Raw genomic sequence first — 17,399 nt, 5'->3', positions numbered from 1 at the left:
CGAGATGGGCCCAACAGCCTGCCGCAGATCGCTATGCGCTTGTCTGATCAAGGAAGATAACAACAATGAAAACAGCTTTCGGCGCCCTGTTTCTGATCTGCCTGACTGCCAACGCACTCGCTGACGATAACCCTGTCGGCTTCCGGTCCTCCACGCTGCAGGACACGCACAATGACCGCTCGCTGGAGATGGTCGTCTGGTACCCCAGTGCAACTACCGCCACCACGCAATTGATCTCCGATAATGTGGCATTTTTCGGTGCTGCTGCCGTTCGTGACACGCCACCGGCCGCCGGCGAACACCCATTGGTGGTGCTCTCCCACGGTTTCGGGGGCAACTGGAGCAACCAGACTTGGCTTGCCAGTGCTCTGGCCCATAAGGGTTACATCGTCGCCGCGGTCAACCATCCTGGTACCACTAGCCGTGACCGTAGCCCTCCAGCAGCGGCGCAGTTATGGCAGCGGCCCGTCGATCTGAGCCGAGCCATTGAAGCGGTCACGACTCAACCTGAAAAATTTGGCCTGGTCGCGAAGCGCCGAATTGCTGTAGTGGGCCATTCGCTGGGCGGCTGGACCGTCATGGAGATCGCCGGTGCTCGTTTCGATCCAGACCGATTCACCCGTGACTGCAAAGCCCACCCGCAGTTGTCCAGTTGCACCAATTACCAACAGATAAACCCCGCAAGCACCTCAGCATTGAAGGCCGGGTTGGCCGCCGATTTGCGCGATAAACGCGTCACCGCTGTGGTTACACTGGACCTGGGCCTTTCACGCGGGCTGACCGATGAAAGCCTTGCGGCGCTGCCGGTACCAGCGCTAGTGATCGCTGCCGGCGCACCCTCGCAAGAGCTTCCCGCCCAGTTGGAGTCCGCCAACTTGGCCAAACGCCTGCCCCAAGCGTCAAGCCGTTACGTCGAAATCAGCGACGCAAGCCACTTCAGCTTCATGTCGGTGTGCAAACCTGGTGCGGTGGCATTGCTCGAAGAAGCAGTACCAGGCGATGGCATCATTTGCCGAGATGGCGACAACGGCCGCTCACGTGAGTTGATCCAACAGCAGATCACCTCGCTGATCACCGAGTTTCTGGCGCAGTCATCTGGCGACAGAGAGGACATTCTGTAGACCATCAGTATTAGGGTTGCCGGTGCTCGGTAAGAACAGCGCCGGAGCCGTTTCCGCGCCCGCGTAATCTGTCATGTCGGCTGGCTGGGAGTGACCGCTTTGGGTCGGGAGTCACTGCTAGCCGAAGGCAGCTCCCGACCAGAAGTAGGGTTTTGCAGTGCAATGGGGAGCAGCTCAACACGTATCACATTGGCTGGCCTCCTGGTGCTAGCCGAAACGAACAATAGAGGTTAGAACCCATGCCTCGTGAGGGATCACAAAGGAAAACTTATGCCCATCGACAATTGTCTTCATACATTTGAAGAGCTTGCCTCAACGGTGTTGCCTGGCCATTTTGCAAGGCTAAAGGTTGCTCTAGAGACTCCAATGCCTGCTGCAACCTTTGTTGGCTTCAAGAGCGCATCAAAAGAAGCTCTGTCCAAGGTGGGTAGAACCACAGACTTCCCAGGGTGCTACGTCTTCAGCGATCAAGGTAAGCCGGTCTATGTAGGTATCTCGAGAGGGGTAGTAAAGAGGCTCGTCCAGCATTTAAATTTCGAGTCGCACAACACCGCAAGCCTCGTCTACAAAATGGCTGCAGAAGACTATCCGCACGAAATGAAGCGTGATCAAGCGATGAAAGACGAACAATTCAAGGAAGTCTTTCTTTCAGCTCAGGGGCGCCTCCGCCAAACGACGGTGGCCTTTATCGAAGTCAACAATGACCTTGAGTTGTACGCCTTCGAAGTACTTGCGGCCATGAAGCTAGACACAGATGTATGGAACACATTCCGCACACACTGAAGCTGATAGCTAACCTTTCCATAAAGCGAACTCTGCCACGCAAACAGGTCGCCTCCGTTCATTACAAACGTTAAGTCGCGTCCGCGCTGAATCGAACGTGGTCTGAAATGAGCGCTCGCTTCCGGCCAGAAGCTGCCATTCCGTGCCGCAGCCTTAGACCAGCTGGATAACAAGGGCCAACCAGTTGGCCTCTATCGCGCAAAAGACAACCTTACCGCTGATCGCTACGGTCTCTCTTGCTCTCGGATCAGTCCAAGAAGATCAATAATTGACGCTGCTGGTTCTGTGTCCACTGATGCCAAAAACCCGCTTGCAAGCCTCCCCGTCAAACGAAATATCTCCATAGCCAGGCAGATTTGATCCAAGCCGTGGCGCGATCTCCAGTACCTGCTGCGGCTGATCGACGTACGGCCCCATGATCTGTTCATGACTCGCCAGTAGGCGAGCCCCTCCAATCAGCGTCGACGAACCTCTCCTTCGGCAAGGCCTTCTGCTCCTCTATCGGCGGTTGGAGCCCTTTTGCAAATTCAAAAATGGATCCATTAAAAACCTTAACAGTAACTTATAGTCCGATAATCGCCCATAAAATAACCGTAAACTCTATTTCATTCGTTGACACTCAAACACCACCACCCATCTAATGGATCCATTAAATAAAAACAATCACCATCCTGGAGAGCCTCCATGTACCCCAAGAACACCTGGTACGTTGCCTGCACCCCCGATGAAATCGCCGACAAGCCCCTGGGGCGGCAGATCTGTGGTGAAAAGATGGTTTTTTACCGGGGGCCTGAAGGCAAGGTGGCGGCGGTCGAGGATTTCTGCCCCCATCGCGGCGCGCCGCTCTCCCTGGGCTATGTGGAAAACGGCAACCTGGTGTGCGGTTATCACGGGCTGGTGATGGGTTGCGATGGCAAGACCGTGGAAATGCCCGGGCAACGGGTGCGCGGCTTTCCCTGCAACAAGACCTTTGCCGTGGTCGAGCGCTACGGCTTTATCTGGGTCTGGCCCGGCGATCAGGCGTTGGCCGATCCGGCGCTGATCCATCATCTGGAATGGGCGGTCAGCGACGAGTGGGCCTACGGTGGCGGGCTGTTCCACATCCAGTGCGACTACCGCTTGATGATCGACAACCTGATGGACCTGACCCACGAAACCTACGTCCACGCTTCCAGCATCGGCCAGAAGGAAATCGACGAGGCGCCGCCGACCACCAGGGTCGATGGCGATGAAGTGGTCACCGCGCGGCATATGGAAAACATCATGGCCCCGCCGTTCTGGCGCATGGCCCTGCGCGGCAACGGCCTGGCCGACGACGTGCCGGTGGACCGCTGGCAGATCTGCCGCTTCACCCCGCCCAGTCATGTACTGATCGAAGTCGGCGTGGCCCATGCCGGCCAAGGCGGCTACAACGCGCCGGCGCAGTTCAAGGCGTCGAGCATAGTGGTGGATTTCATCACCCCGGAGAGCGACACCTCGATCTGGTACTTCTGGGGCATGGCGCGCAACTTCAACCCGAAGGACGAGGCGCTGACCGCGAGCATTCGCGAAGGCCAGGGCAAGATTTTCAGCGAAGACCTGGAGATGCTCGAACGCCAGCAGCAGAACCTGCTGGCCCACCCCACGCGCAACCTGCTCAAGCTGAATATCGACGCTGGCGGCGTGCAGTCGCGGCGGGTGCTGGAGCGCCTGATCGCCCAGGAGCGCACCGGCGAAGCGCAGCTGATCGCCACGGCCACGGCCTGAATCCGGCGCGGCACTACGCCGGCAGTGCACCGGTGCCGCGCCCTGCCCTTTCCCCAAGAAAAGAAACAGAAGTGACCGCCATGGGCGGCAGCACTCGGAGGACCGACGATGATCGATGTGGTGGTGGTATCCCGTAACGACGAAGCCCAGGACATCTGCAGCTACGAGCTGGCCAGCGCCGATGACAGCCCGCTGCCGGCCTTCAGCGCCGGCGCGCATATCGATGTGCACCTGCCCGGCGGCTTGATCCGCCAATACTCCCTGTGCAACCACCCTGAAGAGCGCCATCGCTACCTGATCGGCGTGCTCAAGGACCCGAGCTCACGGGGCGGCTCGCTGGCCATGCACGAGCAGATCCACCCCGGCATGCGGCTGCCTATCAGCGAGCCGCGCAATCTGTTTCCGTTGGCCCATGAAGCCCGGCGCAGCCTGCTGTTCGCCGGCGGCATCGGCATCACCCCGATCCTGTGCATGGCCGAACGCCTGGCCCACAGCGGCGCGGATTTCGAGCTGCACTACTGCGCCCGTTCGCGGGAGCGCGCGGCCTTTGTCCAGCGTCTATGTAGCTCGTCTTTTGCCGACCGGATATTCCTGCATTTCGACCAGGAACCCGAGACAGCACTGGACGCGGCCAAGGTCCTGGCCGCGCCGCGCAACGACGTTCATGTCTATGTGTGCGGCCCCGGCGGCTTTATGCAGCACGTGCTGGACACGGCCAAGGCCGCGGGCTGGCAGGAGCCATGCCTGCATCGCGAATACTTCGCCGCCGCTCCCCTCGATACCCGAGCCAATGGCGGTTTCTCGGTCAAGGTCGCCAGCAGTGGCCAGGTCTTTGAGGTGCCTGCGGACAAGAGCGTGGTGCAAGTTCTGGAGAGCCATGGCATCGAGATTGCCATGTCCTGCGAACAAGGGATTTGCGGCACCTGCCTGACCCGGGTGCTGGAGGGGGTGCCGGAGCACCGCGACCTGTTCCTCACCGAGGACGAGCAGGCGCGCAACGACCAGTTCACCCCCTGCTGCTCACGCTCGAAAACGCCGCTGCTGGTGCTGGATATCTGAGGGGATTCACGCGGGGCGGAGAATGACCTTCATCCGCTCGTCCGCCGCCGCGCTGCTGAAGATCTCGGCATAACGCAAGGTGGCGTTGGCATGCTCGCGCATGATCGCCTCGGCCCGCGCGCCCTGGCGATTGACCAGGGCATCGAACACCGAATGGTGCTGCATATGGGCGTAGTTGAAGCGCCGGTATTCGCGGGCCATGTCCTGGCGATCCACCGCCAGCGCGGTCACCGAGGCGAACGGCAGGTGATCGTTGCGCGCCAGGGCGTCGGCGATCGCCGGGTTGTGGCTGCCTTCGACAATCACCTGGTGAAAACGCATGTTGAGGTCGTGATAGACCTCCAGGTCGTCCTCGGTCACATAACCCTTGGCGAACAACTGGTCGCCCTGGGCCAGGCACAACTCAAGGGCCGCCCGCGCCTCCTCCGACAAGCCGCGCTCGGCAGTCTGACGCGCCGCCAGCCCCTCGAGCACACCCCGCACCTCGACCGCGCCGGCGATGTCCTCGGCACTCACCGAACGCACCTGGAACCCACGCCCGCCAAAACGCACCAGCAGGCCTTCCTGCTCCAGGGTGCGAAACGCCATGCGCACCGGCATCCGCGACACCCCGAACAACTCCGCCGTGGGAATCTCCATCAACCGCTCCCCCGCCGCCAGCTCGCCCGAGGCGATCATCTTGCGCAGCGCGACCAGCACCAATTGACCGGGCTTACTCATCCAGGCAACTTCCAGAAAACGTGGGCGGCCATAGTACCGCAAGCCTTGCGTTGGCGGCATGCTGATACAGGCGTGCTGGCGATGGCGACCTCACGGACCTCATCGCGGGCAAGCCTCGCTCCTACAGATGATGCGCAACCTACTGCCTCCCCTGTAGTCGCTGCCGAAGGCTGCGATAGGACCGAAGGTCCTTCAACGGCCTAAAAATCCCTGCGCCCGCTTCGCGGTCGATCGCAGCCTTCGGCAGCGGCTACAGGGAATGTACTCACCCCCAGGCCGGCCGGCAGGCCGCCGTCTTGCTCTTGCTTTGGCTTTTGATCTGAAGGCCCCGTTAACCACGATGGCCGAACGCAGGTATTGAGCCGTGGGTAACCCGGCAGGGATGCCGGGTTAGCCGCCCCAGGCCATGGATGGCCTGTGGCGGCGGCCCACGGAGCAATGCCTTCGTTCGGGCATGCCGAGCCTAGGCGAGGCACCGAGTGGTGGGGCAAAGCGCTTTGGTTACTTTGGCGCTCTTCCAAAGTGACCCGCCGTAAGGGCGGAACCCTAAGCTGCCGTTACCGCAGGAATGGATATGCACTCCGTCCAAAAAATGCAGCGCCAGCACGGACGCTATCGCGGGCAAGCCTCGCTCCTACAGAAGCCTGCAAACGTATCCGCCGTGACTGCAATGTGCACCACCCAAAAATGCAGCGCCAGAACAAACACCATCGCAGGCAATCGAGCGTCGACCGGCCGCTCCCGCCCGCGATGGAGCCGGAAGCCTCAGAACGACAACGGATAACTCACAATCACCCGAGTCTGATCAAAGTCGCTATTGAAGCTGCGCCGATTGGTAGCGTTATTCACCCGCACACTAAGGTTCTTCAGACTCCCACTCTGAAAGGTATACCCCACCTCCGTATCCCGTTCCCACTCCTTGCCATTGCTCCCAGCCTTGGTCGTGGCATTCTCGCCATGCCCATAGCGCACCATCGCCAACAATCCCGGCACGCCCATGGCGGCAAAGTTGTAGTCATAACGCACCTGCCAGGAACGCTCGTCGGCGTTGCTGAAGTTGCCGTTGAACATATCGTTGCCCAGGGTCCGGCCGCTGCTGCCATACACCGACATCCACGGGCTGTCGCCACTGACCTTCTGCAAGCCCAGGTACAGGGTATGGCCAGCGGTTGAGGCCGAGAGCAAGGCATAGGCGGTGCGACTCTGGATCTCGCCGATGCGCGCCTGGCCGTCATCCTTGTCGATGAAGTAGCCGAGGTTCGCCCCCAGTACCCAGTCGCCCACCGGCTGCTTGTGCAGCAGGTTGAAGTAGCTCTGCTGATAGATGTCTTCCAACTGCGCATGCCAGGCACCGATCAAGGTGCGCTGCTGGTTGAAGCGGTACTCGGCGCCGGCATAGGTGAAGCCATCGGAGGTCACCCCGGGCGCGGCCCAGGCCGAAAGGTCCTGCATATCCGAAGAGTTGCGCAGGCTCACCGAACGGTACTGCCCGGCCTGCAACCCCAGCCCGGCGATTTCCCGCGAATCGAGCATCGCCCCACGGAAGGTCTGCGGCAGCAGCCGGCCATCGTCGTAACGCAGCAACGGGATGTCCGGCAGCAACTCGCCGACCTTCAATTCAGTGGCGGAAATACGCATTTTCGCCGCCACGCCAGCGCGGCCGTAGTTGTCCGCCGCGCGCCCGTCGCCATGCACCGGCAGCAGCTCGGAACCACTGGTGCCACGCCCGCTGTCGAGCTTGACGCCGAACATGGCGATGCCGTCCAGGCCGAACCCGACGACGCCCGGGGTGTAGCCGGAATTGAACTTGAGGATAAAACCCTGGGCCCATTCCTCGACCTTGCTCTTGGCCGCCCCCGGGTCGCGAAAATCCCGATTGAAGTAATAGTTGCGCAGCACCAGGTCAGTCTTTGCGTCTTCAAAAAAGCCACCGTCTTCGGCCCAGGCCGGCAGGCCCGTGCCCAGTGCCAATGAAGCCGCGGCCAGCGAGCGCGCGAGGATGCAGTGAGGGGTGTTCATTATTATTGTTCTCCGCTTTGCATAGGCGCAGCCGTTCCCCGACAGGCCGCTCCAGGCCCGCCTCCTATCGGCTGCAAAAATGCCCGGTCTGTCTTTTGGCAAAGACCGGGCGATATCGTCAGCTCAACGCATCAGAAGGGATAACGACGCGCCGAGTGCTGCACGCTGATCCAGTGATCGCGGGTGAATTCGTCGATCGCCCAGTCGCCGTTGAAGCGCCCGAGCCCCGAGTTCTTTTCCCCACCGAAGGGCGCGTTGGCCTCGTCGTTCACCGGGATATCGTTGATATGAGTCATGCCCGCGCGAATCCGCCGGGCGAAGTTCACCCCGCGCTCCAGGTTGCGAGTGAACACCGCGCTGGACAGGCCGAACTCGCTGGCGTTGGCCAGCTCCAGGGCATGGGCCTCGTCCCGCGCGCGCAGCAGCCCCACCAGCGGGCCGAAGATTTCGTTGCGCGCCAGGTCCATGTCGACCTTGACCTCACCGTAGACATGGGGCGCCAGCAGATTGCCCTGGGCCCCGCCCTCGTAGAGCGGCTCGGCGCCTTCGCGGCGGGCCAGTTCGATCTTCTCCCGCAGGCCCTGCAACTGCCGCTCATTGATCACCGGGCCGATGACCGTCTCGATCGATTGCGGATCGCCGACCTTGAGGCCCTTGACCCGCTCGACGAAGCGCTCGGCAAAGGCGTCGTAGAGGCTGTCGTCGACAATGATCCGGTTGACCGCCATGCAGATCTGCCCCTGGTGCAGGAACTTGCCGAACACCGCCGCGCTCACCGCCTGTTCGAGATCGGCGTCGGCCAGGACCACGAACGGGCTGTTGCCGCCCAGCTCCAGGGCCACATGCTTGAGGTGCGCGCCGCCGCTGGCGATGCGGCCGATGCCACGACCCACCGGAGTGGAACCGGTGAAGGTGATCAGCGAAGGCACCGGGTGCTCGACAAAGGCATCGCCGATCTCGCTACCCGCCCCCACCACCACGCTGAGCACGCCCGCCGGCAGGCCGGCCTCCTCGAAAATCTTCGCCAGCAGCAGGCCGCCGCACACCGGCGTATCGCTGGCCGGCTTGACCACCACCGCGTTGCCCAGGGCCAGCGCCGGGGCAATGGAGCGCTGGGTCAGGTGCAGGGGGAAGTTCCACGGGCTGATGACCCCGACCACCCCCAGGGCGCTGCGATAGACACGGCTTTCCTTGCCCGGCACATCGGACTCGAGAATGCGCCCGTGGACCCGCGCCGGGAACGACGCCGACTCCAGGGCGATGGCCCGCGCCGCGCCCCACTCCAATTGCGCCTTGAGCCGGGTGCTGCCGGACTCGCGAATGATCCAGTCGACGATTTCCTCGCGGCGCCGGTCGAACACCGCCACCACCTGATGCAGCACCGCCGCCCGCGCCGACGGCCCGAGCGCCGCCCATTGCGGCTGCACCGCGGCGGCCTTGGCATAGGCGGCATCCAGGTCCGCGCGGTTGGCCTGGGCCACTTCCAGCAACAGCGCGCCGTCGAACGGGTTGCTCACCGCCAGGGTTTTACCGGCGGCGCCGGCGCGCCACTCCCCGGCGATGGGTTGCAGGTGCAGATCGCTGTAGACAGCTGGGGACTCACTCATGACAAAACTCCTCGAAGGCAGGACTCACAGGAAAGATGGGCTCGCGACTCAGGCCGCCGAACCGGGTTTACGTGGCTATTCATGACCGCCTCCGGTGGCCGCCCGCGCCTCGATCAGGCGCAGCAGCCCCAGCAGGGTTTCGGTGTGCGGCACAGCGATGCCGGCCTGGCGCGCCCTGGCCAGGACCTCGCCGTTGATCGCGCCGATTTCCGTGGGCCGCCCGGCCAGTACGTCTTGCAGCATCGACGGTTTGTGCGTCCGGTGGTGGGCGATGGCATAAGCCACAGTCTCCAGGCAGTGCTGCGCATCCGTTGCCACCCCCACCGACTGCGCGACGCTGAGCACCTCCAGCACGATGGCCCGGGCCAGCGCCACGCCTTCCGGCGCGGCATCCAGTTGCCCCACCGTGCAACCGGTGACAGCGCACAGGCTGTTCAAGGCCGCGTTGAACGCCACCTTCTCCCAGATCGAGGTCCAGACCCGCGGGTCCACCGCGCATTGCAGCCCCGCCGCCTGCAGCACCGCGGCAACCTGGTTGCCACCCTGGCGCTCGACGCCATCCAGCGACAGCACCCGGACCACGCCCTGGCCATGGGAGCGAACATGGGCCGGCCCGGCCATGTCGGCGGGCCAGGTGGTCATGCCGATCATCACCCGCTCCGAGGCGACGTGGCGGCACAGCGTTTCGGCGTTGCCCAGGCCGTTCTGCAGGGTCAGCACCAGACTGTGCTCGCCGATATGGCCGGCAATACCGCGTAGCGCGTTGTCGGTGTGCTGGGCCTTGGTGAAGACCAGCAACAGGTCAGGCTGGCCCGTCACCTGCTCCGGTCGGCAGGCGCTCAGGCCGCCGATGCGCCGGTCGCCGCTGTCGGTCTCCAGGCGCAAGCCCTGGCGACGGATCGCCTCCAGATGCGCGTCGTTGATGTCCAGCAGCGTGACCTGCTGCCCGCTTTCCGCCAGCAGGCCGCCAAACAGCGAGCCCATGGCGCCCGCCCCGAGAATGCTGATGTTCATCGAACCTCCTTATGGTTGTGAGGGTTGATCGGCAAGGTGCTGCTTGTCGGCCCGGGTTGATCCAGGCGCCCGCCGGGGAATATGTCGGCGTACCAGCACCAGGGCGATCAGCGCCAAGACCATTACCGTTCCCAGCAACGTCAGATAGCCGTGGGCACCGCCCTGGGTGATCACCGTGGCGCCGACGAAGGCGCTGAGGATCGCGCCCATGCGCCCGAAGGCCAGGGCCGATGCGGTGCCCGTGGCACGCACGGCAGTGGGATAGATAAAGGCGCACAGCGCATAGAGGGTGGACTGCACCGCGTTGACGAACAAACCGTGCACGCCAAAGCCGAAGATCAGCAGGCTGGTGTTCTGGTCGACGTCCAGGGTCTGCATGGCGAAGGCGCTGGCCGCGCCGCCGGCGCAACAGATCAGCAGCGGCCAGAACGAGCCCCAACGGGTCATGGCCACCGCGCAGACCAGCGCGCCGATCACCCCGCCCAGGTTGTAGGCGGTAAGGCCGGAGCTGGCCAGCGCCAGCGGCAAGCCTTCGGCCAGGAGCATGGTCGGCAGCCAGCTGAAGGCGCTGTAGACGGCGGTCAGGCACATGAAGAACGCCACCCAGACCGCCAGGGTATCGCGCCCGTAGCCGGGGGCGAACAAGGCACGGAAGCCGCCCTGCTGCTCGCTCTGCTGCTCCAGCGCATCGGTGTAGCGCACGCCCTCGGGCATGGGCCGGCCCATGCGTCCCAGCAGCGCGGTCAACTCGCCCCAACGCTGCGGCCGGCGCGCCAGGAAGCGCGGCGACTCCGGCAAGGTCGCCAGCAGCAACAGGCCCAGGACGATGGGCAGGCTGCCGCCGATAAAGAACAAGGTGCGCCAGCCGTACAGCGGCAGTACGTGGGAGGCGAACAGCCCCGCCAGCATCCCGCCCAGGGGCACACAGACGATGGTCGCCGTGACCGCCAGGGTGCGGCGGCGCGCCGGGGTGAACTCGGCAGTCATGGTGGTGGCGCTGGGCAAGGCACCGCCGATGCCCAGCCCGGCGATAAAGCGCAGCGCCGCCACGGTCAGCGCATCCGGCGAGAGGCCGATGGCGCAGGTCGCGGTGCCGAACAGGATCACGCTGGCGATGACCGCCATGCGCCGGCCGAAACGATCGGCGAACAGCCCGGCGCAGGCACTGCCGATGCCCATGCCGATCAGCCCGGCGGCCACCGCGGGGGCGAAGGCCTCGCGGGTGATCCCCCACTCCTTGATCATCAGCGGTATGGCGAAACCGATGAGCTGACCGTCGAAACCGTCCATCACGATCGACAGCGCGGCCAGCAACACCACGATCTTCTGCATCCCGGTGTAGGGCCCGTCATCAAGCAGGGTGCCGATGTCGGCGCTGCCGGAAACCGGGCTCGACCGCTGGGGCCTAGCCTCCATCACTTCACTGACCGAAGTCGTGTTCATAGCCACCTCTTTTTATTGTTGTGGTGAGTGTGCGCAAGGCGCGGTTGGCAATGCCGGGTCTTCGCCCGGCAATAGGAACTCAGTCCTTGATGATCAGGGCTCGATAGTCAGGGTCGGCACCTCGATCAACACCGGGCGATTGCCGGCCAGGGCCGCGCTGAAGGCGGCGGCGAATTCGGCGCGGGTCGCCGCATGCTGCGCCTGCACGCCATAGCCCTGGGCAATGGCGCAGAAGTCCAGCCCCGGTACGTCCAGCCCCGGCGCATCGCTGACCTGCAGCACATCGGCGAACCAGCGCAGCGCGCCGTAGGTGCCGTTCTTGAGGATGATGAACACCACCGGGATGCCGTATTGGGCAGCGGTCCAGAGCGCGGTGATGCCGTAGTTGGCCGAGCCGTCGCCGATGATCGCCACCACCCGCCGCCCGGGTGTCGCCAGTTGCACGCCGACCGCGGCCGGCAAGCCGAAGCCGAGACCGCCGGCGGCGGGAAAGAAGTAACTGCCGGGCTCGCTCATCTCCACCCGCTGCCAGAACGCGCCGACGGTGGAGGTGGACTCCTTGACGTAGATCGCGTCCCGCGGCGCCAGCTGGTCGATCAGATCGAACACCGTTTCCGGGCGCAGCAGGCCGCCCTCCTCGCGCACCGGCGCCGGCAGCGGCAAGGCGCTCGGCAGCGGCCGCTCGCTCTGTGGCAGCACCTCGACCAGGGCTTCGAGGGTCAGGGCGATATCGCCCACCAGCGCGTCGCCCATGGGCGCCCGCGCCGCCTCACCCGGATCGCAAGTCAGGTGCACCAGTTCACAGTCCGCCGGCAGGTAATCGCCCGGGGCGTATTGGTGGTAACGGAACACCGGAGCGCCCACCACCAGGATCAGGTCGTGCTCGGCCAGGCAGCGGCTGATCCCGGCGATGGCCGCTGGCAGCACGCCGCGGAAACACGGATGACGGGTGGGGAACGGACAGCGTGAAGCGGAAGGCGCGACCCAGGCCGGCATGCGCAGTTTTTCCGCCAGCTGCACCGCCAGGCCGTTGCTGCCACTGCCGTCGACATCCGGGCCGAGCACCAGCACCGGGCTACGCGCCGCCGCCAGGCGCTCGGCCAGCGCCTGCAATTGCGCCGCCGAAGGCAGGCCGGCGCTGGCCACCTGGCGCCGCGCCAGATGCTCGACACCGGCCGGCGCCGCGCAGGCCCAGTCGTCATAGGGGATCGACACATACACCGGCCCGCGTGGCGCCAGGTTGGCCATGTGGATCGCCTGGCTCAGGGTACGCGGCACGTCCTGGGCCGAGACCGGTTCGTGGCTCCACTTGACCAGGGGCTTGGGCAGTTGCGCCGCATCGACATTGGCCAGCATCGCTTCCACCCCGACCATCGAGCGCACCTGCTGGCCGGCGGTGATCACCAGCGGGCTGTGGGAATACCAGGCATTGGTCAGCGCGCCCATGCCGTTGCCGGTACCGGCGGCGGCATGCAGGTTGACGAAGGTCGGCTTGCCGGTGGCCAGGGCGTAACCGTCGGCCATGCTCACCACCGCGCCTTCGTGCAGGCCGAGGATGTAGCGGAAGTCCTCGGGAAAACCCTTGAGAAACGGCAGCTCGTTGGAGCCAGGATTGCCGAAGATGGTGGTCAGGCCTTGCTCGCGAAGAATCTCGTAGGACGCAGAGTGAACGGTTTTCATAAGGACCCTTGTTATTGGATTTCGGGTTACTCTTGCAGCCACTACAAAATTGATCAAATCGATACTATCTCTATCAAAAATAAGACCTATCTATATTCATAACGGCAGCAAGGGGCGACATGAGCCACATCGATCTGAACCTGATCCGCACCTTCGTCACCCTCTACGAAGCCCGCAGCGTGACCCTGGCCGCCGAGCGCCTGTTCGTCACCCAGCCCTCGGTCAGCTATGGCCTGGCACGCCTGCGCGAGCTGTTCGACGACGCCCTGTTCAGCCGCACCCGCGACGGCATCCAGCCGACCTTTGTCGCCGAACAGCTGTACGGCCCCTTGCGCGAATCCCTGACCCGCATCGAAAGCACCGTGCAGGGCTGCCGCCAGTTCGACCCCGCGAGCACCGAGCGGCGCTTTCGCATCGCCCTCTCCGACCTCGGCGAAATCGGCTTTTTGCCGCTGATCCTGGCGCGCCTGAACCAGGACGCGCCACTGGCCGAAGTCGAGGTCCTGCCGCTGCAGGTGGACCAGGTCGGCGAGTGGCTGGCCAGCGGCAAGGTCGATGCCGCGATCTGCCGCCAGCCGGTCCCCGGCGTCCGCAGCCGGGTGCTGATGCACGAGCGTTATGTGTGCCTGCTCAGCACCGGCCACCCGCGCATCGACCAGCAACTGAGCCTCGAACAGTTCCTCGCCGAGCGGCACGTTGCCGTGACCCGCACCACCGGCCACGGCAATGTCGAAGACGTGCTGAAAAACATGAATGTGGAACGGCGTATCAGCCTGCATGTGCCGCACTTCTCGGTGCTGCCGAAAATCATTCCCGGCACCGACCTGCTTGCGGTGCTGCCGGCGCAGATCGCCCGGTTGTTCATCCACGAAGGCGAGCTGAAGATGCTCGAACTGCCGTTCCCGGTGGCCGAGTTCGCCGTGTCCCTGAACTGGCACCCCAACAGCGACAGCTCCGCCGCCCTGCGCTGGTTCTGCGACACCATCGCCGACGCCATCATCAGCGGCCAGGGCCAGAACTAGGCGCCGGCCATCGCTGGCTGCGCCCGGGCCCGGGCCGGCTTGAGCAGCAACAGGCAGCCGGCGGCGATCACGAACACGCTGGCAAACACCCCGTACAGATGCAGCGGCTGCCAGCCGCCATCCAGCAGGAAGCCGGCCACGGTGGGCGAAAGGATCGCGCCGATGCGGCCAATGCCGATGCCCCAGCCGACGCCCGTGGCGCGCACCGAGGCGTCGTAGACCACTGGCGACAGCGCATAGAGACCGGCCACGCAGCCATTGGAAAACAGCCCGATCAGCAGCCCCAGGCCCAGTGCCGCGGCAATCGACGAGGCCGAGCCGACAAACAGCACCAGCAGGCCGGCGGTGATCAGCATGAACAGCGCCAGCACCCGGCCCAACGGCCAGCGCGAGGCCAGGCCGCCGATCAGCGCCGCGCCGAAGATCCCGCCGACGCTGAGCAGCACCCCGCCGGTGATCCCCTGCTGCGCCGAGAGCCCAGCGGCCACCAGCAGTTTCGGGGTCCAGCTCATGACGAAGTAGAAGCCGAACATCACCAGGAAAAACAGCAGCCAGATCAGCAAGGTGGTGCGGCGCATGGCCGGCGCCAGCAACTGGCCGAAACCGCTGGGCGCGCCGGCTTGCCTGGGCAGCTCTGGCGGCAACTGTTCAAGCTCGGGCTGCTCCAGGCGCCGGGCCAGGCGATTGACCCGTACCAGGGCATTGCCGGGGCGGCGGGCAAGCAGGAAGTCCAGGGATTCGGGCAGCCACAGCAGCACCAGGGGAATCACCAGCCAGGTCACCGCACCGCCGAACAGGAACACCGAGCGCCAGCCCCAATGGCCCAGCAACCACACCGCCAACAGCCCGCCCAGGGTGGCACCCAGGGCATAACCGGTGGATTGCAGGCTGACCGCGAGGCCGCGCCAGCGCTTGCTGGAATACTCGCTGGCGATCACGTTGCTGCTGGCCAGGATGCCGCCGATGCCAAGACCGGTCAGGCCGCGCAGCAGCGCCAGTTGCAGGGGTGTCTGGCTCAGGGCCGAGAGCAGCATGCCGAGCCCGGACAGCGCCAGGCAGAACAGGATCAGCGGGCGCCTGCCGAACCGATCGGCCCAGGGCGCGATAAACAGCGAACCCGCCGCCATGCCGAACAATCCGGCGCTGAGCAACAGGCCGACCTGCGCCCCATTCAAACCCCACTCGGCCGACACCGAGGCCGCGGTGAAGGCCATCACCAGCACGTCGAAACCATCGATCATGTTCAAGACAATGCAGATGCCAATGGCCAGGCACTGGAAGGAACTCATCGGGCCGCTGTCCACGCGGCTCTTCAGGTCGAGCGTCATGACCGCACCTCCCCAGCGCATAGCGGCGACAGCGAGAGGGAAAACAGCAGCGTGCACACAGACAGGCGGCGGACGGAACCCAGGCAGTTCCGCGCCCTTGATAAGCCATTCATGACGAGACCCTTCTTGTAGTTTTTATCGGGGGACGGTCGGGAGGGACCCGCCATCGCCAGATGGCTAATCAATCATTCAATGGATCCACCAACAAGAGGTGAGATCGGGTTAAACCCTGGAAAAATCGCTTAAGTCCCTGGATAAAGTCTGAGGCATTTTTATTTAAAAGATAAAAATCAATGATTTAATCAATAAGTCGTTGGCTGATATTTCCGGGCGATTATCGACCAGACTTAGAGGGCACAGGCTATTGAGGGTCCTATGGCTGTGAATGGCTACAGAACCCAGCCTTAATGGATCCAATAAATCATAATTCTCAAGGCAAACGCCCGGCTTTTCATCCATGGACCGACAGTCCGCCTCAAGGGCTATAACCTCATCTTTCAGCGCCCTGGCCCTCGGGTCAGCCGCCACATTTTGTAAAGCTTCCCCAGCCACAGATTGGCGAAATGATTATTGGGCTGGTGAGTGCATCTGCTAAAACGCGGTTTTTATCCGTGCGCGGTGCCACAGCCCATGTCCTCCTCGTTTCTCTCGCGCTGGCGCTCTCGCCGGTGTTCGCTGCTCGGCATGGCTGCCCTGTTGATAGGCCTGCCAGTGGGCTGCCAGGTGCTGGAGCACAAGGAGCGCGAGCTGGTGTTTCGCGTCGAACCGGGCAACGCCAGCTGGTATCGCGGCTTGCCGGCCGGGGTGCGCGAGCTGGAGTTCAAGGGCGACAGCCTCAAGCCCGAACAGAACATTCATGCCTGGTGGTGGCCGGCCCAGCGGGCCGATGCGCCGGCCATCCTCTATCTGCACGGGGTGCGCTGGAACCTCACCGGGCAGTTGTTCCGCATCGAGCAACTGCACGCCCTGGGGTTCTCGGTACTGGCCATCGACTATCGCGGCTTCGGCCAGAGCCTTGGTGAGCCACCGTCGGAAACCAGCGTCTATGAGGACGCGCGGATTGCCTGGGAGCAGTTGCAAAGGCTGCAACCCGACGCTGGCAAGCGCCTGATCTATGGCCATTCCCTGGGCGGCGCGGTGGCGGTGGAACTGGCCGCGCAACTGGGGCAACAGGCGGCCAGCGACGGCACGCCGATTCCGGCGCGCGGGTTGATCGTCGAATCCTCGTTCACCTCCCTGGCCGCTATCGCCGCCGAGTTGGGCAACACCTCGTTGCCAGTGCGCTGGCTGCTGTCGCAGAAATTCGACTCCCTCGACAAGATCGCCCATATCGGCATGCCGCTGCTGATCGTCCACGGCCTGGACGACCGTTACGTGCCCGCGCGCTTCAGCCAGCAACTGTTCGACGCCGCGCAGCAGCCCAAGCAACTGCTGCTGGTTCCCGGCGCCACCCACAACAACAGCATGCACCTGGCCGGCGAGCGCTATCGCCAGGCCCTGAATACCCTGCTGCACGCCCGGCCGGCGAAGGTCGCCGCGGCAGTGCCGGCCCGCGTGCCGACCAGCTGAGCCACGAACCAGCACCGTTGCCGTTACACCCTCCGGCATCAGCGGAATGACCTCGTCCTTAGACAACCTGTAACAACTCCGGCTGGCCCCTGCGCGGCTTAAATGAGATGGTCCCCTGTTGATTGTTTTGGAGGCATGTCATGACTACATTTCAATTCATCGCAGGCATGGTCTTTTGTCTGGCGGGACTGGGCGTGAGGGCCTACCTGGCCGTGCAGCATCCCGGGGAAGAAAAGGCCTGGCGCTCGTCCGGCGCGCGAAAGTCCGCCAAGTAAGCCTTGCCCCCGC

General features: G+C 63.9%; 14 protein-coding genes. 7 read left to right on the top strand and 7 right to left on the bottom strand.

The genetic code is table 11. The features are described 5' to 3' along the window. Positions 1 to 65 precede the first annotated feature (65 nt). The 4 genes from C4K38_RS13075 (at position 66) to C4K38_RS13060 (ending at position 4,709) form a co-directional block, all read left to right on the top strand. Positions 66 to 1,121: an alpha/beta hydrolase family protein gene (locus tag C4K38_RS13075; protein WP_053278736.1), complete on the top strand. Its 1,056-nt coding sequence runs from the start codon at positions 66 to 68 to the stop codon at positions 1,119 to 1,121. Between the two features lie 270 nt (positions 1,122 to 1,391). Then, a complete protein-coding gene (locus tag C4K38_RS13070; protein WP_231998551.1) occupies positions 1,392 to 1,904 on the top strand; it encodes a GIY-YIG nuclease family protein in 513 nt (170 codons plus the stop codon). Positions 1,905 to 2,588: 684 nt separating this feature from the next. Beyond that, complete coding sequence (locus C4K38_RS13065; protein ID WP_053278735.1) at positions 2,589 to 3,650, top strand: Rieske 2Fe-2S domain-containing protein; 1,062 nt, start codon at positions 2,589 to 2,591, stop codon at positions 3,648 to 3,650. A 108-nt stretch (positions 3,651 to 3,758) separates the two neighbouring features. Further along, on the top strand, positions 3,759 to 4,709 hold the full coding sequence (locus C4K38_RS13060; protein WP_053278734.1) for a PDR/VanB family oxidoreductase: 951 nt from the start codon (positions 3,759 to 3,761) through the stop codon (positions 4,707 to 4,709). A 6-nt stretch (positions 4,710 to 4,715) separates the two neighbouring features. On the opposite strand, the gene C4K38_RS13055 is transcribed toward C4K38_RS13060, so the two are convergent. The 6 genes from C4K38_RS13055 to mdlC form a co-directional block, all read right to left on the bottom strand. Then, positions 4,716 to 5,429, bottom strand: coding sequence for a GntR family transcriptional regulator (locus C4K38_RS13055; RefSeq protein ID WP_025809368.1), 714 nt, complete (start codon positions 5,427 to 5,429; stop codon positions 4,716 to 4,718). Between the two features lie 765 nt (positions 5,430 to 6,194). Further along, on the bottom strand, positions 6,195 to 7,448 hold the full coding sequence (locus tag C4K38_RS13050; RefSeq protein WP_053278733.1) for an OprD family porin: 1,254 nt from the start codon (positions 7,446 to 7,448) through the stop codon (positions 6,195 to 6,197). A 131-nt stretch (positions 7,449 to 7,579) separates the two neighbouring features. After that, on the bottom strand, positions 7,580 to 9,055 hold the full coding sequence (locus C4K38_RS13045) for an aldehyde dehydrogenase family protein (protein ID WP_053278732.1): 1,476 nt from the start codon (positions 9,053 to 9,055) through the stop codon (positions 7,580 to 7,582). 75 nt (positions 9,056 to 9,130) lie between these two features. Continuing rightward, the gene (locus C4K38_RS13040) at positions 9,131 to 10,069 is read right to left on the bottom strand and encodes a ketopantoate reductase family protein (protein WP_053278731.1); all 939 of its coding nucleotides are present in this window, start codon (positions 10,067 to 10,069) and stop codon (positions 9,131 to 9,133) included. 9 nt (positions 10,070 to 10,078) lie between these two features. Beyond that, the gene (locus tag C4K38_RS13035) at positions 10,079 to 11,512 is read right to left on the bottom strand and encodes an MFS transporter (RefSeq protein WP_053278730.1); all 1,434 of its coding nucleotides are present in this window, start codon (positions 11,510 to 11,512) and stop codon (positions 10,079 to 10,081) included. Positions 11,513 to 11,605: 93 nt separating this feature from the next. Further along, positions 11,606 to 13,192, bottom strand: coding sequence for a benzoylformate decarboxylase (mdlC, locus tag C4K38_RS13030; protein WP_053278729.1), 1,587 nt, complete (start codon positions 13,190 to 13,192; stop codon positions 11,606 to 11,608). A 119-nt stretch (positions 13,193 to 13,311) separates the two neighbouring features. Between mdlC and C4K38_RS13025 the strand changes: the two genes are divergently transcribed. Continuing rightward, positions 13,312 to 14,214 (top strand): LysR family transcriptional regulator, encoded by a 903-nt coding sequence (locus C4K38_RS13025; RefSeq protein WP_025809374.1) that lies wholly within the window; start codon positions 13,312 to 13,314, stop codon positions 14,212 to 14,214. Here C4K38_RS13025 and C4K38_RS13020 read toward each other — a convergent pair. Then, complete coding sequence (locus C4K38_RS13020) at positions 14,211 to 15,542, bottom strand: MFS transporter (RefSeq protein ID WP_053278728.1); 1,332 nt, start codon at positions 15,540 to 15,542, stop codon at positions 14,211 to 14,213. The two genes, C4K38_RS13025 and C4K38_RS13020, sit on opposite strands and share 4 nt — an antisense overlap. Before the next feature lie 630 nt (positions 15,543 to 16,172). Between C4K38_RS13020 and C4K38_RS13015 the strand changes: the two genes are divergently transcribed. Continuing rightward, positions 16,173 to 17,111, top strand: coding sequence for an alpha/beta hydrolase (locus tag C4K38_RS13015; protein ID WP_053278727.1), 939 nt, complete (start codon positions 16,173 to 16,175; stop codon positions 17,109 to 17,111). Positions 17,112 to 17,251: 140 nt separating this feature from the next. Continuing rightward, positions 17,252 to 17,386 carry a hypothetical protein gene (locus tag C4K38_RS32715; RefSeq protein ID WP_262387389.1) on the top strand — a complete coding sequence of 45 codons (135 nt, stop codon included), beginning with the start codon at positions 17,252 to 17,254 and terminating at the stop codon, positions 17,384 to 17,386. The last annotated feature ends 13 nt before the right edge of the window (positions 17,387 to 17,399 follow it).

Source organism: Pseudomonas chlororaphis subsp. piscium (genome assembly GCF_003850345.1).
Classification (GTDB): domain Bacteria; phylum Pseudomonadota; class Gammaproteobacteria; order Pseudomonadales; family Pseudomonadaceae; genus Aquipseudomonas; species Aquipseudomonas piscium.
This window is presented reverse-complemented; position numbering and strand designations above follow the sequence as displayed.